Raw genomic sequence first — 25,652 nt, forward strand, 5'->3', positions numbered from 1 at the left:
GATGATGCGCGAAGAAGGGGAAACGTGCTTTGGGTTCAATAGTCACCGGCGAAGCCGTTGTCCTGGAACTGCGCCCCGCGTCCTTCGCGGCCCGTGCGCTCGGCCTTCTGCTGGATGTCACGGTTAACGTTGTGCTGCTGGTCCTGATCCTGCTCGGCTTGTCCGCTGCCGGCCAGGAACTTGATGAGGCAGCGGCGCGCGCGCTGACGCTGGTCAGTGTGGTCTTCTGCTTCGTGATTGTCCCGATAGCCGTGGAGACGCTGAGCCGTGGCCTCTCGCTTGGAAAACTGGCAGCTGGCCTGCGCGTTGTACGTGACGACGGCGGAGCCATCCGCTTCCGTCATGCCCTGATCCGGGGGCTGACTGGCTTCCTGGAAATTTATCTCACCCTCGGCGGCCTGGCCATCGCAGTAGCCCTCTTCAACGACCGGTCCAGGCGGCTCGGGGACATCATGGCCGGCACGTATGCGCTGCGCAGCCGGGTGCCCGTTGAAGGGGCAGTCCCCGTCTACGTTCCGCCCCAGCTGCGGGCTTGGGCGGCAGCGGCAGACATCGGGCGGATCCCTGATGCGGCAGCCCGGCAGGCCACACAGTTCATCCGGCATTCCGGACGGATGTCTCCACTGTCCCGTGCCGGCATGGCCGCCTCGATTGCCACCGAGCTGGCGGGACATGTGGCGCCTCCCCCGCCGCCGGGAACCAGCCCCGACGACTACCTGGCGGCGGTCATCGCAGAACGGCGCACCCGCGAACTGGCGAGGCTCCAGCAGGCCCGCCGTCGCAACTCCGCAGTGGGCGAGCGGCTGGGCCGCCTGCCGTTTGGGTCCTGACACCCCAGGAGCTGTACTTGCCTGGTTTGTGGTACCGGCCTGGTCGTCGTCCGGGCCTGGTTCCGGCCCCTAGTTGTCGTACTCGGTCCAGGGGATGTTCCAGTCACCGTATCCGTCATCGTGGGCGGCGTAGTCTCCCTTGGTGTTGATGACCTGGACGACGTCGCCGGTTGTCATGTTGTTATAGACCCAGGCTGCACCTTCAGGGGCGAAGCCAATGCAGCCGTGCGAGACGTTCTTGTTCCCGATGAAGGGGTACGCGGACTCCAGAGCCTGGTGGATGTAGGCCCCGCTTAGCGTGAGGCGGATGGAGTACTCCACGTCCACCTCGCCATAGTATGCGGGATCGCCGGGCTTGAGCCCGATACTGGCGGCCCTGAAATGGTCGTAGCGGTTCTTCTCCATCAGCACTGCATAGCCACGGGCCGAGGGGAAGCGCTCGTCGCCCATGCTGACGGGGAGCGTCTTGACCACTTGGTCGTTGACACTCAGGGTGAACGTGTGCGCGGCGGAGTCGGCAATGGCCACCCGCTTGTCACCAATATTGACGTTCACTTTTTTGTTGAAGTTGGCGATCTGGCCGTTTCCGAGGTCAACGCCGAAGAGCTGCATGTCCATGGTGACCGTGGTGTTCGCGGCCCAGAACCCTTCGGGCCGGTACCGGACCATGGTGTCGCTGAACCAGTGGAAGGCTCCGGTCTGCCCGGCGCTGGAGGTGACTTTGATGGCCTTTTCCACTTCAGCCCGGTTGACCACGGGCTCACTGAAGATGACCTGGAGCGGCTGGCCGACGCCAACCTTCATGCCATCAAGGGGGTAGATGGCGGCGTCGGCCTCATGGGAACTGGAGACGGTGCTGAACGAATGGGTTGTGCTCTTTTCCCGACCTGCGCCGTCGGTGACCACATACGTATAGCTGTACTCCGTATTGAACTTCAGGGGTCCAACCGCGGACCAGCTGCTGCCGTCGCCTGCGAAGGTGCCCTGGACGGCCTCGCCGCCGGTGGTGGTGAGAGTGACACCCTCGATCCTGCCATTGGTGACCTTGAGCGAAACAGGTGCCGCCGGGTTGACTTGCTTGGCTCCATCATCCGGCGAGACGTCCAGTTTCACCGGTGCAACCACGGGCGACGCCACGCCCGGCGCGGAACGTACGGCGGAGCCCGCCTCCGACTCCATGGAACCGCGGGCAAACCCCGGCGCGACCGCGGCGAAAACGCCGCCGCCGGCAGCCAGGATGCAGACCACAGCCAAGAGGGCTATCTTCTTGACAGTTCCCCCGCGGCGCGGTCTTAACCCGGACGTTGACTCAGTCTCCATGCAATGATCTTAAACCGTCCGGCAGGCTCCGCCGCACCAGCCCCCGTTAATGCGCGTCACGCCTCAGTAACGATAGTGCTCCGGCTTGTACGGGCCCGCCACGTCGAGGTCCAGGTACGCGGCCTGTTCCTTGGAGAGCTCGGTCAGCTCAACACCGAGTGCGTCGAGGTGCAGCCGGGCGACCTTCTCGTCAAGGATCTTTGGCAGCACGTACACCTGGTTTTCGTACTCCCGCTCACCGTCCGGCTGATCCCGCTTGGTCCACAGCTCGATCTGCGCGATGGTCTGGTTTGCGAACGAGTTGCTCATCACGAAGGAGGGGTGCCCGGTGGCGTTACCCAGGTTCAGCAGGCGTCCCTCTGAGAGGACGATGATGGAGCGCTGGGAGGAACCGTCGGCGCTATCGGCCTCAAAGACCCACTCATGCACCTGGGGCTTGATCTCGACCTTCCTGATGCCCGGGATACGCGCCAGGCCGGCCATGTCGATCTCGTTGTCGAAGTGGCCGATGTTGCCCACGATGGCTTTGTCACGCATGCCAGCCATGTGCTCCGCCATGATGACGTCCTTGTTGCCGGTGGTGGTGATGAAGATGTGGCCTTCGCTGAGCACTGACTCCAGTTTTGCCACCTGGTAGCCATCCATGGCGGCTTGGAGCGCGCAAATGGGGTCGATTTCGGTGACGATTACGCGTGATCCCTGGCCGCGGAACGCCTCTGCGGCGCCCTTGCCGACGTCGCCGTAACCGCAGACCACGGCCACCTTGCCGCCCATCAGGACGTCGGTAGCGCGGTTGATACCGTCAGGGAGGGAATGGCGGATGCCGTACTTGTTATCGAATTTGCTCTTGGTGACCGAGTCGTTGACGTTGATGGCCGGGAACAGCAGCTTGCCCTGCTCCGCCAGCTGGTAGAGGCGGTGTACACCGGTGGTGGTTTCCTCGGTGACGCCGAGCAGACGCGATCCGATGCGCGTCCACTTCTGCGGGTCCTCCTGCAGGGAAGCGCTGAGCACGGCAAGGAAAACGCGGCCTTCGTCGGACTCGTCATCGGAAGCCGGCGGCACAGCGCCTGCGGCTTCGAACTCAACGCCCTTGTGGACCAGCATTGTGGCGTCGCCGCCGTCGTCGAGGATCATGTTCGGGCCCAGCTCCGGGTTGGTCTGGGCACCCGGCCAGGTGAGGATCTGCTCGGCAGTCCACCAGTACTCCTCGAGGGTCTCGCCCTTCCACGCGAATACCGGCACACCCTGGGGATCCTGGGCTGTCCCCTTGCCCACTACAACGGCAGCTGCCGCTTCATCCTGGGTGGAGAAGATGTTGCAGGACGCCCACCGAACCTCGGCGCCGAGGGCCGTGAGGGTTTCGATGAGTACAGCAGTCTGCACCGTCATGTGGAGCGAACCGGCGATACGGGCACCCTTGAGGGGCTGGCTGGGGCCGAACTCCTCGCGGAGCGACATCAGGCCGGGCATCTCGTGTTCGGCCAGGCGGATCTGATGGCGGCCGGCCTCTGCCAGCGAGATGTCGGCAACCTTGTAATCAAAAGTCATGGGAATCCTTTGCTCTGTCCGATTGAGGCGAGGCCTTGAATCGTCGGCGGTGAATCGTGCGGGTGGGTGCTCAGGCAGTTTCGGCCGGGCGGGAAGGTGAGTCATGCTGGGCTGAGTCGTGCTCGTCCGAGCCAGCTGCGTTGGCGGCCTGCAGCAGTTCCGGCGGCAGAAGCAAGGGTATGCCGTCCTCGATCGCGTAGCGCAGCTTAACGCCGGACTCCCCCGCCGCCGTCGAGACGAGTTCTTCGCCTTCCTGGATCAAGGGTGATCCAGTCACTGGGCACCTCAGGACGGACAAGAGTTCAGGACGGATCTTTGGCATGGTTGATGCTCCCTGACGGGCGCGACTGCGCCGGTGGCTGACTGATTAGCAGCTTCCAGCCTACCGCCAGATCGGTGTCAGGACGGTTCACGCAGGACGCGGAGATGGCCACGGCGGGCGCCTTCGATCCCGGCGGGAGCCTCCAATGCTGAATGGACGGAGCGCTGGGTCTGGGACGGCTGGGCCTGCGCTGGAATGGCCGCCGCTTCCCGGACAGCATTTGCCAGAGCAAGCAGGTCATCCGGCCCGGGCTGCTGGGGGGTGGACGGCATGGCCAGGCGGAGGACTTCCCATCCCCGCGGCACAGTCAGGGACTCGGCATGCTGGTCGCACAAATCGTAACAATGCGGCTCTGCGTAAGTGGCCAGGGGCCCCAGCACGGCTGTGGAATCGGCATAAACGTACGTCAGAGTAGCCACCGCCGACTGGCGGCAGGCTGACCTTGAACATTGACGGATAGCTCCCACGACATCCCAGACTACTCCGTGTCCCGGCAGGTTCGGCGTATTGCCCGCCGCAACGACGCGCCGTGTGGGCCCGTGCGTATTTTGTCGCGTAAATCTCCCGCCGGGTTTACAGTCAATGTATGCAGTCATCGAACCATGATTCAGCTTTTACGGTCCGGTTGGCTGACCCGGGTGTCCGCAATGACGGCACTGGTTCGGGCCCGTTGGGCAAGAGCTTTGCGATGCGCCGCAGGAACCGGCACGGCCGCGGCCTGCGCGGGGAACTCATGCTGCCCACGCATCCCGGTTACCGCACCCGCTCCGACCGCTTTGACGACTTGGTGCTGGACTCCGCACAGCGGCTCCACGACATCTGGGGCAAGACCCTTGATGGAGTGCGGTTTGCCGTTGATGAGATTCCACCCCAGCTGGAACAGCTCGTGGCCGATGCTGCGCCAGCGCCGATGGGCTCCTACACGCCCGCAACAGCCGACGAAGGTCCGGTCATTACCCTCTACCGCAGAGTAGTGGAACAGGGCTGCGGCAGCCGTGAGGAGCTGCAGGATCTTGTCCACGACGTTGTCGTTGAGCACACCGCGGAGATGCTGGGTGTGGCTCCCGAGACCCTGGATCCCGTTTACAGGCGCCGTTACTGATCCTGCCGCTGCTTGTCAGCACCCAGTACCCGCCTCAGCGCTCAGTACCCCAGCGTGACCGGAACCTTTTCCTGACCGGACGCTGCAGGCGTGAAGGCCAGCGTGGAGATGTCCTCCCGCCCACCCTGCTGGATCAGCAGTGCTCCGTAGGCAGCGGAGCCGGAAGCGGACACCACGTACCCCACAACCACTGACTCTTCCACCTTCTCCGGGACTTCGATGGACGTTGTAGTTCCCCCGGCGATGTCAGCTGAGGCCGCCCCGTGGATCCTACCGTCAGCCGTAATGGCCGAATACGAGATGGTGGCGCGATCCTCCAAGGCCCCGAAAACCAGCACGCGCCCGCCGCCCTGGGGCACCGGCACCACATGCTGGCTGCCCAATCTGCCGCCCGATGCCGACCAGGCTACATCGGAGGCCTGGTCGTTCTTGAGGCCGCGTGTGACGCGTGAGGCAGCGACAAACGACACATCGGAGCTCGTGGATACCGTGTACTGGCCCGCCGGGACCCCGGCGAGGGACACTTCTGTCACGGCGCCGGCCTTCGCGGTGACCACACCGCCGCCCGGAAGCGCCTGCTGGCCGTCCCGTCCGAACAGCTTGATCTCCACCACGGCGTCAGAAGCCCCCGGGACGGTCAGCTGAAGCGCAGGTCCGGCATCCTCAAAGCCTCTCTCTGCCGTGAGGGCAGCGATTCCGCCGGCATCCTGGATGTCCACCCCGGTCGTGACCTGGCGTGTCGCCGGGCCTGTCCCCGGTGCTATGAAGTCAACCCCGCCGGGCGTAAGTCCCCTGAGGACGCTCTGCTGGATAGCTGCAGCGACGGGGCCTCCTGCGCTGCGCAGGTGTACGCTGAGCCGGGCTTCGCCGGGCGCCAGACCGGCCAGGACGACTGACCGGGTGGTTCCCGGGGCCACGAGGAGACCACGGCTTCCCGGCGCCTGGATCTGGCCTTTGCTGCCGTAGAGTTCCAGGCTGACGGTGGCCGGAGTGCTGGAGGCATTGCTGAGGACCAGGACGGATGTGCGCCCCAGCGTGGTGCTGGCACCGGCAAGCCACATGTCGTTGGCAGGCTGCTGGCAGTTGGCCGCCGCTGAACCCTGCAGGTCACCGTCTGTGGCCGTATATTTCATCAAGGCGGCCGCCGATGCCTTCTGGTTGGCCACTGCATCGGCGCTCAGGACGCTGACGCCGTCCACGGCATGCCCGGCGACCACACCTGCCAGCAGTTCCTGAGGGCCAGCGGCCGCGCTTGGCTGACCGGAGTCCTTGGCGATCTCGACGGCGGTTGTCCCGTCCAGTGCTGACAGCCGGCTGCCCGGCAAAACGCCGCCGGCAGTGCTCAAAACGGCGCCTGTAACGGCGCTGGCGGCCGTCTCCGATTCAGGGCTGAATTGCGGATCAGTGCCCGCCACCGTGCCTTCGAGCAGCCGGGCGGGCCCGGGACATACACCCACACTGGAGCCGGCAGGAACAGCAGCCAGCGCGGCCGGGAAGCTGCGGCTCCCTTGCGGCTGCGGCGACACCGAGGCAGCGGTCACCACTCCTCCCGCGGCGGCAAGAATCAGCGCAGCGGACAGGATTCCGGCGAAGACTCCGGTGTGGGGGGCCTTGCCAGTCACAGGACGGTGCTGTGCCTGAGCACCTCCTGCGGGAGCCGCATCAATCGAGACCTCGTCAGTCGGCGCTTCGTCTGTCGAGTCCGCCCGGGCAGTGTCCTTATGCATTCTGGTGTTCCTTACGCAAGGAGCCCTCGTCCCTGGACAGTCCGGTGTTCGGCCGGCGGGCAGGCATGGGGATGGCGAGCATAACGGTGAGTCCGACCACCGTGACCTGCGCGATTCCGGACCACACTGTCCACGGGTTCTCGTAGCGGATGGTCAGCTGACCCGCGGAGGGCGGCAACGTGAAGGCCTGGGCCCAGCCGGACGTTGTGGGAGTGAGCTTCCGCCCGTCAAGCCAAGCCGTCCAGCCGGGATCGGACCGTTCAGCAAGCACCACCAACCGTCCTTCCGGTCCCTTGGGAACGTCGGTGTCGACGTCGTCGTATCCGGAAGGCAACAGCGCCACCGTAGCGCCGTTACCATCAATAATCCGCACGCGGTGGGCCACGTCGGCCGCCTGGAGCACCGGCTGGTTCAGGGGCGTGATCCGCCAGAGCCAGCCGACGTCGGTCTGCCCCACGGCTACGAGCCCAGGCACGGCGTCCATCCTGCTTGCAGTCAGCTGGGCGGCGGTATCAGCTGAGCGCAGGACCACAAAGCCTACTCCCAGCTGGTCCAGTTCGGGCCGCGGGTCGACACCCTGCGCGGCCACCAAAGTGGCAACCACGGAGCGGATGGTCGAGGTAACATCGTCATCTTCCCTGACCGTTTCGGTTCCCGGCCCGCCCAGGATGTTCCGGGCGGCGGCAATGGCAGAGAGACTGTCCAAAGTTGTCCCGGCGCCCCGCATCAGGGCGGCATCAAACGCGCCGTTTTCCTTCGTACTGATCAGCAGGGTCCGGGTCTGCTCGGACCCAGTGCCTCGGTCAACTGCGGTGGCAGGGAGTGTACGGGTGCTGCCGGCCTCCACAAGCCGCGGCGTGCCGAGTGGTTCCTGTCCCGTGCCCCCCGCCTGGGTGCCCGCACTGGACCGGAACAGGTTCTGGGCCGACCACGTGGCCATGCCAGCCAAGGGGCCGGCCAGCAAGAGGACCATGGACAGCGCGACGGCGGAGCGGAGCACGACATTCCGCCGCGTACTCGCAGAGGACGCCCGGTCTGCGATGTCGAGTAATCGTTCCGCACCAATGAGTCCGGCTCCGAGCAAGGCGAATCCGGCCGCTGACACCGAAGGCCCGGTGAAAGGAGTCACGAGAGTGTCCGCATTGGCGCCGGTGGCAACGTGCCCGGCCAGCCAACCGACGACAAGGATAATCAGCGCGGCCACCCAAAGGGCACGCGGCATCCGGGACGGTTTCCCCGGGACGAAAAGCGCTGCGGTTGCGAGGAGCAGCATGGGCACGCCCACCAGCAGAGCCAGCAGGAGGGCCCACGGTACTGCCCCGCCGGTGAAATAAGGCAGGCCGGCCAACCCGCCGTCGGGCGTGAACAGCAGTGGGCGGCCCAGAATTTGCTGCCATAGAGGGGCGGCATCAAAGCCCAGCGGAAGGCCGGGGTCGGCGAGTATTGCGCGCGGTCTGTCGATCACTGACAGGCCGAAGGGAATGAACAGTGCTGCACTCGGCAGCAGCGCCCACCACACCGTGCGGCCACGGCGGCCGAGCATAAGTCCGCACAGGATGATGATGACGGCTGAGGGGATCAACAGGGATGGCGCCGAAGCGGAGACAACGGCCAGGGCCAGCCCTGCGGCGGCCGCTGCTGTCCAGGACGGCACGCCGTTGATTCCCGGCCGCGCCGGAGGCCTTTCGGTAAAGCGCCGCTCTGTGGGCGAAGGAAGCACAAAGCGACCGTGGCCCACGGCAGTACCCGTTGCGCGCAGCAGTGCCAGGACCAGGAGCGGAATCATGAGGTGGGCCAGCAGGGCTCCTACCCGGCCTTGGTTCAAGGAAACCTGCAGCGCGGGGGCCGCAGCCCAGAACAGCGCGGCGACCAGGCGGAAACGGCGCCGGACGGTCAGTGCCCCCGCGGCGAACCAGGAGGTGAGCGCTGACAGGGGCGCGGCGAGCAGGAGCAGCCACGCCATGGCCGTGTTGGCGTCACCTCCGCCGAGAAGGCCCAGAATCCACAGCACATACCCGAACGGGTCACCCCTACCCGGAAGACCGGCGCCAAGGCTGATCCACCAACTGGACGCGTGGTGCCAGATTTCACCGAGTGTTGAGGAGACCGGGATGAGGCCACCACCCGTGACAGCCTCCGCCCGGAACAACCCGGACAGCCCCATGAGGGACGCAGCAGACGCGATGAGGACAGCGGCCAGTGCCCCGCTGCCCACCCAGCCGCGTTTGGTAGTGGTCAGGGCCGCGAAGTCGTCGGCCGAATCCCCGGTGGGTTGATCAGCAAGAGGATCCTTCTCCAGGCTGTCGCCGGACGAGTCATCCGCCCCGAGCGCCTCTATCAGCGACCGGCGGTGGTTCCAGACCTCGCGCCGGGGCGTCTGCAGCTTCCTGATCACGGAACGCCGGATCCGCCGGGTCCTGGCAGCCGCCCGTCTGGCCCTTGCGACGGCGCCGGGCCGCCCAAGGGCCGCGAAGGTGGCAACAAGCTGGGAGAAGCCGTGCCCCGGGTCCTTAACGGCGATGCTGAGCACCAGCTTGAAGATACTTCCCAGCAGCGCCCCTGCGGCATGGAGCGGGACCTTCCACAGGGGGGCGTGCTTGAGCCGCAGATGGACCTGGGCCTTCCTGGCAGCGGAGGCGTTGCCAAGGGCATGGGGCCTGTGTGCCACATGGAACATCCGTGCACTCGGGACCACCACCACGCGGTGTCCGGCCAGACGGTTGCGCCAGCAGAAGTCAACGTCGTCGCCAGTGCCGGGCAAGGCAGGGTCAAAGCCCTGCAAGTGCTCCCAGACGTCACGTCGGACCAGCATGCCTGCCGAGTTCACGGCGAAAGTGTCGCTGCGGCCGTTGTATTGGCCTTGATCCATTTCGTCTACGTCGATCAGGGTGAGACGTTCGGCCCACCCGCTGGTGGACAAGCCGACATCGATCAGCCGGCGACTGGCGTGCCAGTCCAGCTGCTTGCAGCCGGCGACCGTCACCGAGGGTGCACGCTCCACCGCACCCAAAAGCTCGGCCAGCGCCTCCGGGTCGGGGGCGGCATCGTCGTGGATGAGCCAGATCCAGTCGTTGGCGGCACGTCCGGATTCACCGGTCCATGGCGCCAGCGCTTCGAGGCCGGCGCGGACAGCACCTCCCAAGCCACCCTTGCCGTGCGGACGGTGGATGACGTTGGCTGCGCCGATGGCGCGCTCAAGCAGGGCAGCGGAATCGTCACGCGAACCCGTATCCACGCCGATTACGGTGTCCGCGGGCCGGGTCTGATCCGCCAAGGCAGCCAGCGTTCTGGGGAGATAGTCGCTGCCGTTGTGGGACACCACAACGGCAGTGACATGCACTTCCTGAAGAATTAGATTGCTCGCTTCCTTAGCCGCCGGCGTTCGCGCTCGGACAGGCCACCCCAGATGCCAAACCGTTCGTCGTTCGCCAGTGCATATTCAAGGCATTGCGACCGTACGTTGCACGCGCCGCAGACCTTCTTGGCGTCACGCGTCGATCCGCCCTTTTCCGGGAAGAAGGCTTCCGGATCCGTTTGGGCGCACAACGCGTCGGTCTGCCAGCCGAGCTCACCTTCGTCGTCGAAGTCCTGCTCGAAAGGCAATCCGATCCACACCGGCTGGGAAGTTGTCCCGGCCGTGACTTCGCGCAGTTCCATGGGCGGATCCAGGTCGTCATCATCCTGGTCATGTCCGCCGCCAAGGAGGGCTTCATGGGCCGCCAGGAAGGCAGTGGCCTGGTCCTGGAGGGATTCTTTTGTGTTGCGGTTGTACCGCTCCGCGGCGTCAGGATCCGCGGGATCCACGTACCAATCGCTTGGCACGCCCCTTGCGCGGTATTTTGCCGTTGCCTGTCCGGCGACGACGGCATCTTCATGGATACGCTCTACTTGCCCCAATGCGACCCTCCCCAAATGTTGCAGCCCTTGACTGGATACTTGGACACTCGGTTGTGTGCCGTATTCGCGCAATGGCCTTCGATATCTAATTACACGCGTGTAACTACTGGTGAGTCAAGCCGCGGACGGGATAATAATCAACTTCCTCCGCCAACCACGGTCACGCCACGCCCGGGAATTTTCCAGCGCCTCGCCTCCCACAACGCCAGACCGGGTCCCGGCTTGGGCAATTTGGGCCCTACATCCCATGTATTCCGGGGAAAATACAGCCTGGCCTGGAAATACGCAAGCGAAAGGAGGAGCCCCTGTGAGAAAAATCACAGGACTTCGGGGCTGCTTCGAGATGTGGGGAGCAGCCGCGGGGGGCCGCCTGGCCCAGTGACCACCTTCGGCCGCCGTGGCAAGATGTAGCCATGAGCATCCCGGCGATCGAACTGATGACAACCCTGCGCTCCGGCCACTCCACATCGCCCCGCTTGACGTGGTACGGCCCGGAAGCCGAGCGTGTGGAACTCTCCGGCCGGGTGCTGGACAACTGGGTCGCCAAGACGAGCAATTTGCTGCAGGATGAACTGGATGCCGCACCCGGAATGCGTGTGCGCCTTGACCTGCCTGCGCACTGGAAGTCACTGATCTGGGGCCTGGCAACGTGGCAGCTGGGCATGGAAGCTGTCCTGGAAGGCGCCGATGCGGACTACCTCGTCACAGACAGGCCTCCATCGTCAAAAGGAAACTACGACGCCATCATTGCTGTTGCGCTGCCGGCCCTCGCCATGAGGTGGCCGGGTGAACTGCCTGCCGGTGCGATCGACTACGCTTCCGACGTGCGCTCGCACGGAGACGTTTTTATGGCACATGCCGACCCCGCTGCGTCCACCTGTGCAGTCCACGGCCATGACGGCCAGCGTCACCTTCACGAAAACCTGCTGGACAGTTTCGCGGCCTCGCATGAGGAGGGCGTCCGGCTCCTGGTCCCCGCGGCCGACGGTCTGGAGGCGGCATTGGCGAACTCGCTGGGCGCCTGGCAAAGCGGCGGCTCCGTGGTCCTGGCACATCCGGACGTGGAACTGACGGACCACCTCCTTGCCACCGAGCGGATCCACGGCAGCTAACGCGAGGGAAATGCCGCTGGTCTACACCGCTGGACCAGGCCCTGGACTAAGGCTGGCGACTCTCCGGTGCCCGCTCTCCGCCTTCGGCCGCTGTCGTAGCCCCTTCGACTGCCGCGGGAGCCTTGGCGTGGTGGTGGAGTTCGATGAGCTCGTGGTCGTGGGAAAACTCCGGTTCCTGGTCCAGTTCCTCGTTGAAGACAAGGAACCGGTAGGCGAAGAAACGGACCACGGTTGCTATCAGGATTCCTGCCACTCCGGCTGCAAACAGCATGTTCTTGTCCGTCACATTAAACGAATACTTGGCGAGCGCCGTAAACCCCGTGGAGATGCCGATGCCAATCCCGTTAATGAGGATGAACATGAGGAATTCCCGAAGGACATTCGCCTGACGCCGGTGCCGGAAGGTCCATAGCCGGTTGGCGACCCAGGAGAAGATGGTGGCAATGCTGGCGCCGACAAAGCGCGCCTTCGCTTCACTGTCGGTCATCGGGCCGTGCATGAGGTAGTAAGTCAGCCCGTTGTCAATGACAAACGCCACACCGCCCACGGCTCCGAATTTGGCCACCTCACGCCAAAATAGGGAGGCAAGCCCCCGGATACGATCTGCAAGTGTGCTAAACATGACCCTCCATGGCCGTCGAAACTGTGGGCCACTCGGCCAGAGGCCATTTTAGCCTTGATTCACCGAACCAACCCACGGGCGTGGGCGGCAGACAGCCAAATTACCGGAAAAACCGCCCCGATGGCGGCCGAAAGCCGGGAACCCGTGAGCTTTTCGGTAGGCTGGCCCTTGTGACTTTTCCAGTAATCGGCGTGGTTGGCGGCGGCCAGCTCGCGCGCATGATGGCCCCTGCCGCCACCGCTCTTGGCTTTGAACTCCGTGTCCTTGTTGAGGGGGAAGACGTTTCTGCCTTCTCGGCAGTGTCCACCTCTCCGGTAGGCGACTACAAGGATCTGCAGACCCTGCTCGAGTTCGCGGACGGCCTGGACGTGATGACGTTTGATCATGAGCACGTGCCCACGAGCCACCTGCGCGCGCTGCAGGACGCCGGGGTCAACGTCCAGCCCGGACCGGACGCCCTGGTCAATGCCCAGGACAAACTGGTCATGCGGGCTGCGATCGACAGGCTGGAACTTCCCAACCCCGTCTGGGCCGCCGTTGCTGACGTCGCTGCCCTGGTCACATTCGGAGACGAGACCGGCTGGCCGGTCGTACTGAAAATGCCCCGTGGCGGCTATGACGGCAAGGGTGTGCGGATCATCGAATCCGCAGAGGATGCCGCGGGTGCGGCGGAGTGGTTCGAATCGATGAGCCCACTCCTCGCGGAAGCCAAGGTTGACTTCAGCCGGGAGCTGTCAGCACTGGTGGCGCGTACCCCGGACGGCGAGGCCCGGGCCTGGCCTGTGGCGCACACGATCCAGGTTGACGGCGTCTGCGACGAAGTGATTGCGCCGGCCCTGGACATCCCCTTGGAAGTCGCCGCGGCAGCAGAGGACGCGGCCTTGCGGATCGCCTCCGAACTCGGGGTCACCGGAGTCATGGCCGTGGAACTCTTCGAAACCCCGGGAACCGGCGCGGGTTTCCTCATCAACGAACTGGCCATGCGCCCTCACAACACCGGCCACTGGACCCAGGACGGTTCGGTGACCTGCCAGTTTGAACAGCACCTCCGGGCGGTCCTGAATCTCCCCCTGGGTGCCACTGACGTGCTGGGCCCGGTGGTGGTGATGAAGAACTTCCTGGGCGGCGACAACCAGGACCTGTTTTCCGCGTATCCCGCCGCCTTGGCCAGTGAACCCGCCGCCAAAGTCCACTGCTACGGAAAATCTGTCCGGCCCGGCCGGAAGATCGGCCACGTCAACCTGGTGGGAGCAACCGCCGCCGATGTGGACGCCCTTCGCCAACGTGCTGCGAGAGTGGCCAGCATCATCCGCGACGGCCGGGTTCCGGCTGAAGAATCACCACGGATTTCTGAGGAGAAAGCATGACCGCCGAAACCACCGACGCCGCCAGCAGTTCTCCCCCCAGCCCCATCGTGGGACTGGTCATGGGCTCCGATTCGGACTGGCCAGTCATGGAGGCGGCGGCGGATGCCCTGGCCGAATTCGGTATTCCGTTCGAGGCTGATGTGGTTTCTGCGCACAGAATGCCCACCGAGATGATCCGGTACGGCCAGACAGCGCATGAACGCGGACTGCGGGTGATCATCGCCGGCGCCGGCGGTGCGGCCCACCTGCCCGGCATGCTTGCGAGCGTCACTCCGTTGCCTGTCATTGGGGTGCCTGTCCCGCTTAAGACCCTGGACGGCATGGATTCGCTCCTGTCCATTGTCCAGATGCCCGCAGGGGTTCCGGTGGCCACTGTTTCGATCGCAGGAGCGCGCAACGCCGGCCTCCTTGCGGTGCGCATACTGGCCTCCGGAACTGACGAGCTGGCTGCATCCCTTCGCGCAGACCTCCTCGAATTCGCCCAGGAGCTCAATGACGTCGCCACCCGCAAGGGCGCCAACCTCCGGCAGAAGGTCAGTGAAGTCTTTGCCGACGGCAACGGCGTTCTCCGGGGCAGCCGTTAGGAAAGCGCGACATGACCAGAAGCGAAACGCAGCAGCCCGAACCCGGCACAGTCATGACTGATCCCGTTCGGTACCCGGTGAGCGCATCATCCCCTGTCCGGACCAAGCGGGCCTTTGTCCTGCTGCTCATGACCCTCCTCGTTCCGGGGAGTGCCCAGATTGTGGCCGGTGACCGCAAGCTTGGGCGCACCGCCCTGCGGGTGACTCTCTGCGTCTGGGCGCTGCTCGTCCTGGCAGTGCTGCTGCTGGTCCTTAACCGGTCGCTGCTCATCAACATCATCACCAATTCGTTCGCTTCGCTGCTGATTATTGTGCTGCTCGCGGCCCTCGCCGTCGGCTGGGCAGTCCTGTTCATCAACACCCTGCGGCTCATCCGTCCGGTACTGCTGGCACCGCCGGTTCGTCCCGCCGTCGGCGTTGCCCTGGTCCTGGCGCTGGTCCTGAGCAGCGGGTCCCTCGGCTATGCGGCCTATCTGCTGAACGTGAGCCGGAACGCCATCGGCAGCATTTTCAACGCCACCGGCCCGGCCATCGATCCCGTCGACGGCCGCTACAACTTCCTCATGATGGGCGGGGACGCCGGCGACGACCGCACCGGCCGACGCCCGGACAGCCTGTCGGTGCTCAGCGTGGACGCCAAGAGCGGACAGACGGCCATCATCTCCATCCCCCGCAACCTCCAGAACGCCCAGTTCAGCGAGGACTCCCCCATGCGCCAGATCTACCCTGATGGCTACGACTGCGGCGACGAATGCCTCATCAATGCCATCAACACCGAGGTCACCAACGAACACGCTGACCTGTATCCAGGCGTCGCAGACCCCGGCGCCCAGGCCACCCTGGAGGCGGTCTCCGGCTCACTGGGCATCACCGTGCAGGCCTACGTACTGGTGGACATGGACGGTTTCGCCAAGCTCATCGATGCCATGGGCGGTATCAGGATCAAAGCCGGCGGCTGGGTGCCCATCAGCGGTGACACCGTGGATGAGGCCAGCGGAATCCATGGGATGCCCCTGGGCTGGATCCCCGCGGGCGAGCAGAAGCTCGATGGCTACCAGGCCCTCTGGTACGGGCGGTCCCGCGAATTCGTTGACGACTACGCACGCATCCAACGCCAGCAGTGCGTCCAGCAGGCCATGCTCAAGCAGCTTGACCCCGCCACGCTCCTGTCCAAGTTTGAAGACATCGCCAACGCCGGAACCAAGATTGTTGAATCCAACATCTCACCCTCCCAGCTGGGAAGTTTCGTCGATCTCGCCATGAAGGCCAAGGGCCAGGACGTCAAGCGGCTCACCATCGGGCCGCCGGACTTTGATGCCTCCTTCTCTACCCTTCCGGACTTTGGCATGATCCATGAGCGTGTGGACCAGCTGCTCGCCTCGGCGTCAGCGGCACAGTCGGCAGGCGCCCCGGCGGACACCTTCGTGGAACCGGCCGTTTCCGGCGGCCGCCTTCAGGCGTCCGGGCCGCAGCAGCCGGCATCCCTCCTGGCAACTGGCAGAACCCAGGCACAGCCGTCGCCGTCGCCGTCGTCGGACTTCACCCCGGTGACCACCACACCGGATGGCGAACCGATTACGGAGGCCATGCTTAACCAGTTCAAGAGCGAAGGCAACGAACAGGCCATCCGGGATCTCGTGGCCACCAATGGCCAGTGCGCCCCCCTGTAGACACTTGGGGGCCCGCTGCAGCCCAGCGGGCCCTGGACCTAGACCTGCAGACCAAAGAAATGGACACCTGCTGTGTACGAAATTGAGAACGTCCTCCGCTCTTACGCTTGGGGTTCGACGACGGCGATCGCCGGGCTCCTGGGGCGGCCCGAGTCCGGCATGCCGGAAGCCGAACTCTGGATCGGTGCCCACCCGGACTCCCCGTCTGTCGTCCGCCGCGCTGACGGGTCCAAGGTCCCGCTGGATACGCTGATTGCCGAAGACCCGGAACATTTCCTGGGCGGGACGTCCGTGGCAGCGTTTGGCCCCCGGCTCCCGTTCCTGACCAAAATCCTGGCGGCGGCACAGCCCTTGTCGCTGCAGGTCCATCCCAGCCTCGAGCAGGCGAGAGCCGGTTTCGCACGGGAGAATGCCGACGGCCTGGCGCCGGACGCGCCCAACCGGAACTACCACGACGACAACCACAAGCCGGAAATGATCTTCGCCCTGACGCCGTTCCAAGCGTTGTGCGGATTCCGGCCCGCGGCAGAGACCCGGGAAATCCTGCTGCACCTCGCGGCTTACTTTGACCTGGTGGAATCGGACATCCCGCAGCTCCTCAACGAGCTGCTGGACGACCTTGCGGATCCCGACGAAAGCGCCGGACTCCGGAAGGCCTTCGAAAGGCTCATCGCGGGCGGTGAAGCAGTGTCAGAAGCCACAGGATTAACCGTTGCGGCAATCCTGTCCGGCGCTTCCCTGGCGCCCTATGAGTCCGAGCTGTCCACTGTGATCAGCCTCAACGAGAAGTATCCCGGCGATCCGGGGGTCCTCATCTCGCTGCTGCTCAACAGGATCTCGCTGGCACCGGGCGAGGCCGTCTACCTCCCGGCGGGCAACGTTCATGCCTACCTGCACGGCCTGGGAGTGGAGGTTATGGCGTCATCGGACAATGTGCTTCGCGGCGGCCTAACGCCGAAGTTCATCGATGTCCCTGAACTCCTGCGGACCATAGAGTTCCAACCGGTCGGGGTTCCCAGGCTGACCGCGGAAATTTCCGGGCTTGGCCAGGAGCTCTACCAGCCGCCGTTCAGGGAGTTCCAGCTGCAGCGGGTCGAGCTGGAGCCGGAGGCAGCTCCGGTTCCGCTGGCACAGTCGGGTGCAGCCGTCGTGATTGTCGTTGACGGCTCTGTCTTCCTGGATTCGCCCAAGGGTGACCTGCAGCTCACCAGGGGCGGCAGCGCGTTCCTGCCGGCGTCCGAGGCGCCGGTCAACGTCCACCCAGTCGCCGGTGCCTCGGATGTGGCCATCGCCTTCGCCGTCACAACCTCCATGAAGGGCTGAACGGTGGAGTATTTCCTGCAGACTCAAGCCTGGGCAGACTTCCAGGCCTCCCTCGGCCGCCGGGTCCACCGGCAGTCCGGCCCGGGGTGGAGTTTCCTGGCCGTGGAGGAAAGGAACCCGGCAGGGAAGGTGCTGTACGCACCCTACGGTCCAGCGGCGTCTTCCCCCGGAGCGTTCGACGCCGCCCTGGCCGCCCTGGAGGACGTGGCACGGTCCTGCGGTGCCGTGTTTGTCCGGATCGAACCGGTGTCCGCCGGCCTGGAGATGCCGGCAGCAACCGAGGAGCTCCGGCGCCGCGGTCTCCAACCGGCCCCGGTCAACCAGCAGCCCGAGCTCAGCTGGATAGTTGACCTCGACGGTGACTTCAAAGAGGTCCTGGCGGCGATGAAGCCCGTCAACCGGAACCTGTACCGGAACATCCACAAAAAGGGCGTCACCTTCCGTACTTCGCAGGATCCAGACGACATCCGGATCCTGCTGAACTTCCTGCACATGACCGCCAGGCGCAACGGGTTCAAGCCCCAAAGCGATGAATACCTGACCCAGGTGGCCGGATCGCTGATGCCTGCTGGCGCTGCCACGCTCTTTATCGCCGAGCTGCACGGCGGACCCATCGCTGCCGCCCTCGCCTATGACTCTGCCGACACGCGCACGTACGCCCACGCAGCCCTGGATGACTCCCACCGGAAGCTGAGCGCAGGCATCCCGCTGCTGGTTACCCTGATGGCGGACGCGAAGGAACGCGGACTCAAGCACGTGGACCTCTGGGGTGTGGCCCCGGCGGACCAGCCAGACCACAAATGGGCAGGCTTCACCGCGTTCAAGAAATCCTTCGGGGGGCGGGAGGTCTCCTACCCTGGAACCTGGGACCTGCCCGTGAAGAAACTCCGCTACTCGGCGTACCAACTGGCCCGTAAACTGAGGGACAAGCTCCCCTCCCTCCCGGCGCGAACTGGCAGCTAATGCCCTCAAATTGGCTTCTTGGGGTCATCAGCTGCCAGTTCGCTGCGAATCTGCAGGCGCGGACACGCCGCTGAAAAATGCCCTGAGCCTTTCGACGACGAACGGGCGGTCCCCTTCCAAGTCACCTTTTTGCACGCGGAGCTCCCGCCAACCCAGACTTTCAGTCAAGGCCTGCCGTTTGATGTCGCGACGGTACTGGTCCGGATCGCCCTGATGCCCGCCGTCGTACTCAAGAGCAACCCGATATTCCGGGTAAGCAGCATCAGGCCACACCACAGGATGGCCGAGCCCGTTGCGTAGGACAACGTTCAAGAGAGGCTCGGGAAGCCCGGCCTGCACGAGCGCCAGCCTCATCATTGTTTCTGGAGCCGAGTCCGCTCCCACGCGGATCAGGTCCAGGGCCAGCCTCGCCTTTTTCACACCGCGCATCCCGGGGTGCTGGCCTACTATCCTCCACAGATCGGCGATCGAAGCCAACTGTTCCCGCGGCACCGGAAACTCATCCCCGTGTTCGACGACGATCGAGTCACCGGCCGCAACGAGTTCTTCGACGCTCAACATCGCGGCAAGGTCGAGCCAAGTGCGCGCAGGCGAAGTGATGCAACGCCGTCGAACATCATGACCTCCCCCGGTTTGAACGACAGCTGGTGCCCCACCACGTTCCGGCGGCGCGGCTTACAACTGTCAGCGGGGCGGGAAATATGGATTCGCCAGTCCTGATCCAGCCAGCCAGGCAGGCAGATGCCACAGATTCTGGCGCCGGTGGAGTGCGTCAGGATGCAGCCCGGGTCCAGCTGGCTATACGCGCGGACGTTGTCTGCCACGGTTCCCTTGCTGTTCAGCGGCAGCCTGATCCCGCGGGACGGCGTAAAGATGCCATCCCGACTGAGCTGTTTCCGGGTAAGGCCCAGCACGTCGGCCTCAGCAACGAGAAATGATCCATGCGGTATCTGGGGAGGCATTTCCGTCCGGGGCATGGTTCATTCTGGACCGGAACCGGATGCTCTGACAGGTTATCCACAGGACCGATTGCGCCCTAAACGCGAACTGGCAGCTAATGACACCAGATCTGGGATTTCGGGTCATTAGCTGCCAGTTCGCGCTAAAAAGAGGGGACTAGCTCTTGCGAGCGTAGCCTTCCCACTTGCTCGCCTGGTGCTCGCCGTCCACAAAGCGGATGGTGCCGGACTTCGACCGCATCACGATGGACTGGGTGAGAACCTTGTCCTTGGAGTACCGCACGCCCTTCAGGAGGTCGCCGTCGGTGATGCCGGTGGCTGCGAAATAGCAGTTGTCGCTGGAGACTAGGTCATTAGTGGACAGCACGCGGTCAAGGTCGTGGCCGGCGTCGATGGCCTTCTGCTTCTCATCATCGCTTGTGGGCCACAGGCGCCCCTGGATCACGCCGCCGAGGGACTTGATGGCGCAGGCCGCCACGATGCCCTCGGGGGTGCCGCCGATACCCATCAGGGCATCAACGCCGGTTCCGGAGCGGGCGGCCGCGATGGCGCCGGCGACGTCGCCGTCCATGATGAATTTCGTGCGGGCTCCCGCTTCGCGGATCTCTTCCACCAACGGACGGTGACGGTCACGGTCAAGGATCATGACGTTGAGCTGGTTGACCTTGACGCCCTTGGCCTTCGCGATAAGGTGCAGGTTCTGCTTCACGGGGAGGCGGAGGTCAACCATGTCAGCAGCTTCGGGGCCGGTGACGAGCTTCTCCATATAGAACACGGCGGAGGGATCGAACATGGAGCCGCGCTCCGCCACTGCCAGGACTGCGAGGGCGTTGTTGATGCCAAGGGCCGTCAGGCGGGTTCCGTCGATCGGGTCCACGGCGACGTCGCACTCGGGGCCGGTGCCGTCGCCAACGTGTTCGCCGTTGAACAGCATGGGGGCTTCGTCTTTTTCGCCTTCGCCGATAACTACAACGCCGTTGAAGTGGACTGTGTGAAGGAAGGAGCGCATGGCGTCAACGGCAGCACCGTCAGCCTTGTTCTTGTCGCCGAAGCCAACCCAGTGGCCGCCCGCGATGGCCGCGGCCTCGGTAACGCGGACGAGTTCCAATGCAAGGTTGCGGTCCGGCTCATCGATGCCCACAGCCAGGGACGGGGAGAGCGTGGAGTACTTCTGGGTCATGGACGCTGGTGACACGTGAACCTCTTCTTCGAGTGGCGATCATTGAGCCCGCTCCGCCGGATTCAGCAGACGCGGTGATTCCTCTGGTACTGATCATAGTCGGCGCGGCCATCCGGTGGCGGGCGTGACGCCATCACGCAATATGACAGCCCGGAACGTGGCCCCGCTCCGAATGTGAGTTGAGCCCCTGCATGGGCGACTATAGAGGGGTGAGTGAAATGCAGGAAAAGCCCAGCCCCCGGACAGATCCCTCCGATTCCGGACGCGATGCTGAGGCCACGCCGGCGGAGGGTGAACTGCCCGTCCGGCCCGTTATCCCGGCGGCAGCTGCGAAGCGCGCCAACGCATCGGTGATGGGCATGATCATTGCGCTGGTGGTGTGTATCGCCGCTTTCCTGCCCATCGTCCTGATGAACCCCTCCCCCAAGAGCGACGGTTTCCGCCCGGACATCGACGTGAGCGCCGTTGCCCGGAACGCCGCTGATGTGGCGGGATTCACACCCGTCGCACCGGAAACCGGAAACACATTCACCTCCAACTACGCCAGATGGGAGTCCGGCAGCGGAAGCGGCGTCCCCACGTGGGAGGTGGGATACCTGACGCCCAAACAGTCCTTCATCGGGCTAGTCCAGACCCGCCAGGCCAATCCCACCTGGCTCCTCCAGCAGACCCGGAGCGCCCCTGTCACCGGATCCCGGACTGTTGGCGGCCAGGAATGGGAGCTCCGCGACGCCGGCAAGGGTGAGAAGAGCATGGTGCTGGACTACCGCGGCACCACCGTTGTCCTGACCGGGACCGCGCAGCTGGACGAGTTCGCCGTGCTTGCGGACGCCGTCGTGAAGTCCCTGGAAAGTAACCCCGCCGTCACGGTTTCACCCTCGGCGGCCCCCGCATCGTAAGGTAGGGCCGTGGCAACCTATCTGACTCCGGCCCTGGCCTGGCGGCGACTCCGCGAAGGCAACGAACGCTTCGTTAGCGGCGGTTCCTCCCACCCCAACCAGGACGCCTCCCGGCGGTCGTCGCTGGTGGAGAACCAGCATCCGTTCGCCGTGATCTTCGGCTGCTCCGATTCCCGGCTGGCAGCAGAGATCATCTTTGACCTTGGCCTGGGTGACGCCTTCGTGGTGCGCACCGCCGGCCAGGTGATTGACGACGCCGTGCTCGGCTCGCTGGAGTACAGCGTCGGCGTGCTCGGCGTGCCGCTGATCGCCGTCCTGGGGCATGACAGCTGCGGCGCCGTCAGCGCCACCAAGAACGCCGTGGACACCGGGGAGATGCCGGTGGGCTTCATCCGCGACCTGGTGGAACGCATCACGCCTTCCGTCCTGACCTCCATGCGCAATGACCAGCACGAGGTCAATGACATGGTGGTGGAGCACGTGAAGCAGACGTCCCAGCGCATGGTGGACAGTTCGCGTGTGATTTCCGCCGCAATTGAAAAGGGCCGTGTCGCGGTGATCGGCCTGTCCTACAGCCTCGCTGAGGGCCGCGCGAACGTTGTTTCCGGGATCGGCGAGCTCTGAGCGCCCGCTGAAACGCAGCCCGTCGCATGCGGTTCACGGTTTTCGGTGCGGCCGCTGTGCGTCCTAAGCTAGCCCCATGACTTCCACTGAAGAATTCCGCATTGAACACGACACGATGGGCGAAGTCCGCGTCCCCGTGAACGCCCTGTACCGTGCACAGACGCAGCGTGCAGTTGAAAACTTCCCCATCTCCGGCAAGACCTTGGAACGCGCCCACATCGAAGCCCTCGCCCGGGTTAAGAAGGCAGCCGCCCAGGCCAACGCAGAACTTGGAGTGCTCGACGGCGAGCTGGCCAAGGCGATTGCAGAGGCCGCCGATGAGGTAGCTGCAGGCAAGTACGACGGCGATTTCCCCATCGACGTCTTCCAGACCGGCTCCGGCACGTCGTCGAACATGAACACGAACGAGGTCATCGCCGAATTGGCCACGCGCGCCCTCAAGGCCGCCGGCAGCGACAAAGTTGTCCACCCGAACGACCACGTCAACGCCTCGCAGTCCTCCAACGACGTCTTCCCGACGTCGGTCCATGTCGCCGCCACCTCGGCCCTGATCAACGACCTCGTCCCGGCCCTCGGCTACCTTGCCGAGTCGCTGGAGCGCAAGGCCGTGGAGTTCAAGGATGTGGTCAAGTCCGGCCGCACGCACCTGATGGACGCCACCCCGGTGACCCTGGGCCAGGAGTTCGGCGGCTACGCAGCGCAGGTCCGCTACGGCATTGAGCGCATTAATGCCTCGCTCCCGCGCGTGGCCGAGGTCCCCCTGGGCGGGACCGCTGTTGGGACCGGCATCAACACGCCGGCCGGATTCCCCGAGCGCGTCATCGAACTGCTGGCCACTGACACCGGGCTCCCCCTGACCGAGGCCCGCGACCACTTCGAGGCGCAGGCCAACCGCGACGGCCTCATCGAAGCCTCCAGCCAGCTGCGCAACATCGCGATCTCCTTCATGAAGATCAACAACGACCTCCGCTGGATGGGCTCCGGCCCCAACACGGGCCTGGGCGAAATCGCCATTCCGGACCTGCAGCCGGGATCCTCGATCATGCCGGGCAAGGTCAACCCGGTTATCTGTGAAGCGTCCATCATGGTCTGCGCCCAGGTCATTGGCAACGACACGGCGATCGCCTGGTCCGGCACCAACGGCGCCTTTGAACTGAACGTCGGCATCCCGGTCATGGCCGCCAACCTGCTGGAGTCCGTGCGCCTGCTGGCCAACACCAGCCGCGTCATGGCGGACAAGATGATCGACGGGATCACCGCCAACGTGGAGCGCGCCCGCTTCCTGGCCGAGGCGTCGCCGTCCATCGTCACCCCGCTGAACAAGTACATCGGCTACGAAAACGCAGCCAAGATCGCCAAGAAGGCCGTGGCCGAGGGCCTCACCATCCGCGAAACTGTGGTAGCCATGGGCTTCCTGGAGCGCGGCGAAGTCACCGAGGAACAGCTGGACACCGCCCTGGATGTTATGTCCATGACGCGTCCGCCGCACAAGGCATAGGTCCCCACCGCCTCCTTTGCTTCGCTCCGCTCAGCCAGGGAACCGTCGGCGACGGAGGCCCGCATACGACGGCGGCCGCCCACCTTCCCAGCGAAGGCAGGCGGCCGCTGGCGTTAAGGCTGCGGATAATTTGGGCAAGCCGTGGGGCCGCAAGTGCCCGTTCGTCCGGGAAGTTGCATCAGGCCGGGTCTGTTGTTTCCGGGTCAGGGCTCGAAGTGCGCGGCTTCAACCGGGGCGAGGGCCCGGCGGATGCTGGTGAGGTGGCCCGGCATCAGGTCGGGCAGTTCGTCCAGTCCGAACCACCCCACGGCCAGCGATTCGTCGTCGTTAACCCTTGCCGTACCGGACACGTAGCGGCAGCGGAACACAACGTCCAGGAATTCACAGACGTCGCCGTTCGGGTAGGTAACCGGGCCAACAGCGCCCACCGACACCACCTGCTCCGGTTCCGCCACTACCGCGGTTTCCTCGAAGATCTCACGCACGAGTCCCCGCGCCGGGTGTTCACCGGGCTCCAGCATTCCGGAGATGAGGGCCCATTGGCGATTATCAACACGCTGGGCCAGGAGTACGCGGCCCTGGCCATCCAGGACCACCCCACGGACGCCAGGGACCCACAACGGGTCATTGCCGATCTTGTTGCGGAGTCTGAGGATATAGTCAGGAGCTGGCATTCTGCCAGCCTAACTGATGTTCTCTGGCGCTTCAGGCATGCGGCTGGGATGTGGCAGGCCGAGTGGTGCCGCTCATCTAGAGGACGCGGTTCGGCCCCGAATCCGTTAGTTCAACGGTGCCGTGCTTGTTCGTCAGTACCAGCGATCCTCCGGCCAACTCCCAGCCAACCGATTCTTGGAAAAGTCCATGCGTCCATGATTCAAAGCCGCTCTCCGGTCCCAGGCAAGCCATGGCTGTCGAGATCGTGTTGCCAGGGACCAGCAGGCTTCCTTCCACGGACACCTCGACACTCAAATAGTTGCATGGAGTTTTCACTCCTATCGTCCAGGTTCCATTGATGAAAACCGACGACATCACCAGGGGCTGGGAGTGCAGCCATTCCAGCTCGCCTGTGCCATCCCGTCCGCTGACAGAGGTATACGTGCGGCAGCCGAAGGGCCCGCCTTCGCAGGTGGGACGCGGATTGTGTGAAGGCGTTTCCGTCGGGACAGGCAATGCCGCCTGGCCTGATTCGGCCGGCCGACTTGGTTCCGTGGGCCAATCAGGGGGCACCGGAACCTGCGAGGCGCTTCCAGTAAGCGGTCCCGTGGGTTCCGGGGCCTGAGCCCCTGGATTTGACGGGGGCGCTCCACCACAACCACACAAAACGAGTGTCACCACGATGACGCCTGCCACCCTGCTGAACAGGCGCGTCATTTTCATGGTCTCCCCCGAATTCGCCGGTTGGGCTTTGGATTTTGATTTCCTAGCCCAGTCTCCTCTGACGGCGGCTTGCGCGGGAGGGCAGGCATGTAACGGTAAGGCCTCGTTCTGACAGTTTGCCCGGGTGGGCAAGCTCAGGCCGGCAGCAGCATTGCTGCTGCCGCACCCGCAAGCATGAACGGGCCGAAGGGGATGGACGACTTCAACGTGCCGCGGCGTGCCGCCACGAGTGCCAGGCTCCAGAGGCCGCCCAGCAGGAAGGCCGCGAAGGTCCCGGCAAACACGTGCGCCCAGCCCAGGTAGCCAAGGTACATGCCCAGGACACCGGCGAGCTTGACGTCGCCGAATCCCATTCCGGGCGGATACGCCATCCGCAGGACGAAGTAGAAGGCCCAGAGCACCGCCCCTGCGGCCAGGATCCGGAGGGCAGGAACGCCCAGAAACCCGGCAGCGCCTTCCGGTATCGCTTGGAAGACGGCAGGGCCCGCAGCGAACTGCACAATGGCGGCCGTCAGCAGCAGGACACCGGCCACTGCGTAGGAAGGGAAAACGATCCGGTTGGGCAGGAGATGGTGGCGGACATCGATGACCGTGAGCCGGACCGCCATCACAGCAAAATAGGCACACGCGGCCAGCACCAGCCAAAAAGCCAGCGGGGTGGCATCCCAAAGTTCATCCAGACGTCGGATCATTCCTCGGATGCTACTGGATTTATCCTCCGTCCG

Annotated in this window: 25 protein-coding genes; 11 read left to right on the top strand and 14 right to left on the bottom strand. The window is 64.7% G+C overall.

Going from position 1 to position 25,652, the window contains the following annotated elements; genetic code table 11:
* Positions 1-29 precede the first annotated feature (29 nt).
* Positions 30-830, top strand: coding sequence for an RDD family protein (locus QFZ30_RS14100; protein ID WP_307077202.1), 801 nt, complete (start codon positions 30-32; stop codon positions 828-830).
* A 69-nt stretch (positions 831-899) separates the two neighbouring features.
* Here the strand turns inward: QFZ30_RS14100 and QFZ30_RS14105 are convergent, their stop codons facing one another.
* The 4 genes from QFZ30_RS14105 to QFZ30_RS14120 form a co-directional block, all read right to left on the bottom strand.
* Complete coding sequence (locus QFZ30_RS14105; RefSeq protein ID WP_307077204.1) at positions 900-2,150, bottom strand: L,D-transpeptidase; 1,251 nt, start codon at positions 2,148-2,150, stop codon at positions 900-902.
* A 63-nt stretch (positions 2,151-2,213) separates the two neighbouring features.
* Positions 2,214-3,701 (bottom strand): adenosylhomocysteinase, encoded by a 1,488-nt coding sequence (gene ahcY / locus QFZ30_RS14110; RefSeq protein ID WP_307077205.1) that lies wholly within the window; start codon positions 3,699-3,701, stop codon positions 2,214-2,216.
* Between the two features lie 70 nt (positions 3,702-3,771).
* Entirely contained in the window at positions 3,772-4,023 is a 252-nt protein-coding gene (locus tag QFZ30_RS14115; protein ID WP_307077207.1) for a Trm112 family protein, read from the bottom strand.
* 77 nt (positions 4,024-4,100) lie between these two features.
* A complete protein-coding gene (locus QFZ30_RS14120; protein WP_307077209.1) occupies positions 4,101-4,490 on the bottom strand; it encodes a DUF3499 domain-containing protein in 390 nt (129 codons plus the stop codon).
* Between the two features lie 119 nt (positions 4,491-4,609).
* Between QFZ30_RS14120 and QFZ30_RS14125 the strand changes: the two genes are divergently transcribed.
* Positions 4,610-5,125 (top strand): metallopeptidase family protein, encoded by a 516-nt coding sequence (locus QFZ30_RS14125; RefSeq protein ID WP_307077211.1) that lies wholly within the window; start codon positions 4,610-4,612, stop codon positions 5,123-5,125.
* Positions 5,126-5,166: 41 nt separating this feature from the next.
* Here the strand turns inward: QFZ30_RS14125 and QFZ30_RS14130 are convergent, their stop codons facing one another.
* Genes QFZ30_RS14130 through QFZ30_RS14140 form a run of 3 tightly spaced genes read right to left on the bottom strand, consistent with a single transcriptional unit; the run spans position 5,167 to position 10,749 of the window.
* A complete protein-coding gene (locus tag QFZ30_RS14130) occupies positions 5,167-6,852 on the bottom strand; it encodes a DUF5719 family protein (protein ID WP_307077213.1) in 1,686 nt (561 codons plus the stop codon).
* Positions 6,845-10,192 (bottom strand): glycosyltransferase family 2 protein, encoded by a 3,348-nt coding sequence (locus QFZ30_RS14135; RefSeq protein WP_307077215.1) that lies wholly within the window; start codon positions 10,190-10,192, stop codon positions 6,845-6,847. Before QFZ30_RS14135 ends, QFZ30_RS14130 begins: the two co-directional genes overlap by 8 nt.
* An 11-nt stretch (positions 10,193-10,203) precedes the next feature.
* On the bottom strand, positions 10,204-10,749 hold the full coding sequence (locus QFZ30_RS14140) for a WhiB family transcriptional regulator (RefSeq protein WP_307077217.1): 546 nt from the start codon (positions 10,747-10,749) through the stop codon (positions 10,204-10,206).
* 413 nt (positions 10,750-11,162) lie between these two features.
* On the opposite strand from QFZ30_RS14140, the gene QFZ30_RS14145 reads away from it, so the two are divergent.
* Positions 11,163-11,861 carry a TIGR03089 family protein gene (locus QFZ30_RS14145; protein WP_307077220.1) on the top strand — a complete coding sequence of 233 codons (699 nt, stop codon included), beginning with the start codon at positions 11,163-11,165 and terminating at the stop codon, positions 11,859-11,861.
* A 46-nt stretch (positions 11,862-11,907) separates the two neighbouring features.
* On the opposite strand, the gene QFZ30_RS14150 is transcribed toward QFZ30_RS14145, so the two are convergent.
* Positions 11,908-12,483: a GtrA family protein gene (locus QFZ30_RS14150; protein ID WP_307077222.1), complete on the bottom strand. Its 576-nt coding sequence runs from the start codon at positions 12,481-12,483 to the stop codon at positions 11,908-11,910.
* Positions 12,484-12,653: 170 nt separating this feature from the next.
* Between QFZ30_RS14150 and QFZ30_RS14155 the strand changes: the two genes are divergently transcribed.
* The 5 genes from QFZ30_RS14155 (at position 12,654) to QFZ30_RS14175 (ending at position 18,390) form a co-directional block, all read left to right on the top strand.
* Positions 12,654-13,850, top strand: a complete 1,197-nt coding sequence (locus tag QFZ30_RS14155) for a 5-(carboxyamino)imidazole ribonucleotide synthase (RefSeq protein WP_307077224.1) — start codon at positions 12,654-12,656, stop codon at positions 13,848-13,850.
* Entirely contained in the window at positions 13,847-14,434 is a 588-nt protein-coding gene (gene purE, locus QFZ30_RS14160) for a 5-(carboxyamino)imidazole ribonucleotide mutase (RefSeq protein WP_307077226.1), read from the top strand. The genes QFZ30_RS14155 and purE overlap by 4 nt, the downstream gene beginning before the upstream one ends.
* A gap of 11 nt (positions 14,435-14,445) precedes the next feature.
* Positions 14,446-16,104, top strand: coding sequence for an LCP family protein (locus tag QFZ30_RS14165; protein WP_307077228.1), 1,659 nt, complete (start codon positions 14,446-14,448; stop codon positions 16,102-16,104).
* Positions 16,105-16,176: 72 nt separating this feature from the next.
* The gene (manA, locus tag QFZ30_RS14170) at positions 16,177-17,427 is read left to right on the top strand and encodes a mannose-6-phosphate isomerase, class I (protein ID WP_307077230.1); all 1,251 of its coding nucleotides are present in this window, start codon (positions 16,177-16,179) and stop codon (positions 17,425-17,427) included.
* Positions 17,428-17,430: 3 nt separating this feature from the next.
* Positions 17,431-18,390: a lipid II:glycine glycyltransferase FemX gene (locus QFZ30_RS14175; protein WP_307077231.1), complete on the top strand. Its 960-nt coding sequence runs from the start codon at positions 17,431-17,433 to the stop codon at positions 18,388-18,390.
* A gap of 27 nt (positions 18,391-18,417) precedes the next feature.
* On the opposite strand, the gene QFZ30_RS14180 is transcribed toward QFZ30_RS14175, so the two are convergent.
* From QFZ30_RS14180 to glpX, 3 genes are all read right to left on the bottom strand, one after another.
* The gene (locus QFZ30_RS14180) at positions 18,418-18,951 is read right to left on the bottom strand and encodes an endonuclease domain-containing protein (protein ID WP_307077233.1); all 534 of its coding nucleotides are present in this window, start codon (positions 18,949-18,951) and stop codon (positions 18,418-18,420) included.
* On the bottom strand, positions 18,945-19,367 hold the full coding sequence (locus tag QFZ30_RS14185) for a hypothetical protein (protein WP_307077234.1): 423 nt from the start codon (positions 19,365-19,367) through the stop codon (positions 18,945-18,947). The genes QFZ30_RS14180 and QFZ30_RS14185 overlap by 7 nt, the downstream gene beginning before the upstream one ends.
* A 139-nt stretch (positions 19,368-19,506) precedes the next feature.
* The gene (glpX, locus tag QFZ30_RS14190; RefSeq protein ID WP_307077236.1) at positions 19,507-20,529 is read right to left on the bottom strand and encodes a class II fructose-bisphosphatase; all 1,023 of its coding nucleotides are present in this window, start codon (positions 20,527-20,529) and stop codon (positions 19,507-19,509) included.
* Positions 20,530-20,747: 218 nt separating this feature from the next.
* On the opposite strand from glpX, the gene QFZ30_RS14195 reads away from it, so the two are divergent.
* The 3 genes from QFZ30_RS14195 to QFZ30_RS14205 all read left to right on the top strand — a co-directional run bounded on the left by QFZ30_RS14195 (position 20,748) and on the right by QFZ30_RS14205 (position 23,550).
* Positions 20,748-21,428 carry a DUF4245 domain-containing protein gene (locus QFZ30_RS14195; protein ID WP_307080271.1) on the top strand — a complete coding sequence of 227 codons (681 nt, stop codon included), beginning with the start codon at positions 20,748-20,750 and terminating at the stop codon, positions 21,426-21,428.
* A 9-nt stretch (positions 21,429-21,437) separates the two neighbouring features.
* On the top strand, positions 21,438-22,052 hold the full coding sequence (locus QFZ30_RS14200; RefSeq protein WP_307077238.1) for a carbonic anhydrase: 615 nt from the start codon (positions 21,438-21,440) through the stop codon (positions 22,050-22,052).
* A 76-nt stretch (positions 22,053-22,128) separates the two neighbouring features.
* Positions 22,129-23,550 (top strand): class II fumarate hydratase, encoded by a 1,422-nt coding sequence (locus QFZ30_RS14205; protein WP_307077241.1) that lies wholly within the window; start codon positions 22,129-22,131, stop codon positions 23,548-23,550.
* A gap of 203 nt (positions 23,551-23,753) precedes the next feature.
* Here the strand turns inward: QFZ30_RS14205 and QFZ30_RS14210 are convergent, their stop codons facing one another.
* The 3 genes from QFZ30_RS14210 to QFZ30_RS14215 all read right to left on the bottom strand — a co-directional run bounded on the left by QFZ30_RS14210 (position 23,754) and on the right by QFZ30_RS14215 (position 25,619).
* Positions 23,754-24,224, bottom strand: a complete 471-nt coding sequence (locus QFZ30_RS14210) for an NUDIX hydrolase (protein ID WP_307077243.1) — start codon at positions 24,222-24,224, stop codon at positions 23,754-23,756.
* 76 nt (positions 24,225-24,300) lie between these two features.
* On the bottom strand, positions 24,301-24,927 hold the full coding sequence (locus QFZ30_RS22055) for an META domain-containing protein (protein WP_373462845.1): 627 nt from the start codon (positions 24,925-24,927) through the stop codon (positions 24,301-24,303).
* A gap of 134 nt (positions 24,928-25,061) precedes the next feature.
* Positions 25,062-25,619: a prepilin peptidase gene (locus QFZ30_RS14215; protein WP_307077245.1), complete on the bottom strand. Its 558-nt coding sequence runs from the start codon at positions 25,617-25,619 to the stop codon at positions 25,062-25,064.
* Between the last annotated feature and the right edge of the window lie 33 nt (positions 25,620-25,652).

It is taken from the genome of Arthrobacter pascens, assembly GCF_030815585.1.
In the GTDB taxonomy this organism is placed as follows: domain Bacteria; phylum Actinomycetota; class Actinomycetes; order Actinomycetales; family Micrococcaceae; genus Arthrobacter; species Arthrobacter pascens_A.

Bases quoted from the DNA above. Each gene is read 5' to 3' on its own strand.
- QFZ30_RS22055 (WP_373462845.1), bottom strand. From the start codon at position 24,927: ATGAAAATGACGCGCCTGTTCAGCAGGGTGGCAGGCGTCATCGTGGTG.
- QFZ30_RS14150 (WP_307077222.1), bottom strand. From the start codon at position 12,483: ATGTTTAGCACACTTGCAGATCGTATCCGGGGGCTTGCCTCCCTATTT.
- QFZ30_RS14115 (WP_307077207.1), bottom strand. From the start codon at position 4,023: ATGCCAAAGATCCGTCCTGAACTCTTGTCCGTCCTGAGGTGCCCAGTG.
- glpX (WP_307077236.1), bottom strand. From the start codon at position 20,529: ATGACCCAGAAGTACTCCACGCTCTCCCCGTCCCTGGCTGTGGGCATC.
- QFZ30_RS14180 (WP_307077233.1), bottom strand. From the start codon at position 18,951: ATGTTGAGCGTCGAAGAACTCGTTGCGGCCGGTGACTCGATCGTCGTC.
- purE (WP_307077226.1), top strand. From the start codon at position 13,847: ATGACCGCCGAAACCACCGACGCCGCCAGCAGTTCTCCCCCCAGCCCC.
- ahcY (WP_307077205.1), bottom strand. From the start codon at position 3,701: ATGACTTTTGATTACAAGGTTGCCGACATCTCGCTGGCAGAGGCCGGC.
- QFZ30_RS14195 (WP_307080271.1), top strand. From the start codon at position 20,748: ATGCAGGAAAAGCCCAGCCCCCGGACAGATCCCTCCGATTCCGGACGC.
- QFZ30_RS14185 (WP_307077234.1), bottom strand. From the start codon at position 19,367: ATGCCCCGGACGGAAATGCCTCCCCAGATACCGCATGGATCATTTCTC.
- QFZ30_RS14165 (WP_307077228.1), top strand. From the start codon at position 14,446: ATGACCAGAAGCGAAACGCAGCAGCCCGAACCCGGCACAGTCATGACT.
- QFZ30_RS14145 (WP_307077220.1), top strand. From the start codon at position 11,163: ATGAGCATCCCGGCGATCGAACTGATGACAACCCTGCGCTCCGGCCAC.
- QFZ30_RS14130 (WP_307077213.1), bottom strand. From the start codon at position 6,852: ATGCATAAGGACACTGCCCGGGCGGACTCGACAGACGAAGCGCCGACT.
- QFZ30_RS14215 (WP_307077245.1), bottom strand. From the start codon at position 25,619: ATGATCCGACGTCTGGATGAACTTTGGGATGCCACCCCGCTGGCTTTT.
- QFZ30_RS14125 (WP_307077211.1), top strand. From the start codon at position 4,610: ATGCAGTCATCGAACCATGATTCAGCTTTTACGGTCCGGTTGGCTGAC.
- QFZ30_RS14105 (WP_307077204.1), bottom strand. From the start codon at position 2,150: ATGGAGACTGAGTCAACGTCCGGGTTAAGACCGCGCCGCGGGGGAACT.
- QFZ30_RS14210 (WP_307077243.1), bottom strand. From the start codon at position 24,224: ATGCCAGCTCCTGACTATATCCTCAGACTCCGCAACAAGATCGGCAAT.
- QFZ30_RS14205 (WP_307077241.1), top strand. From the start codon at position 22,129: ATGACTTCCACTGAAGAATTCCGCATTGAACACGACACGATGGGCGAA.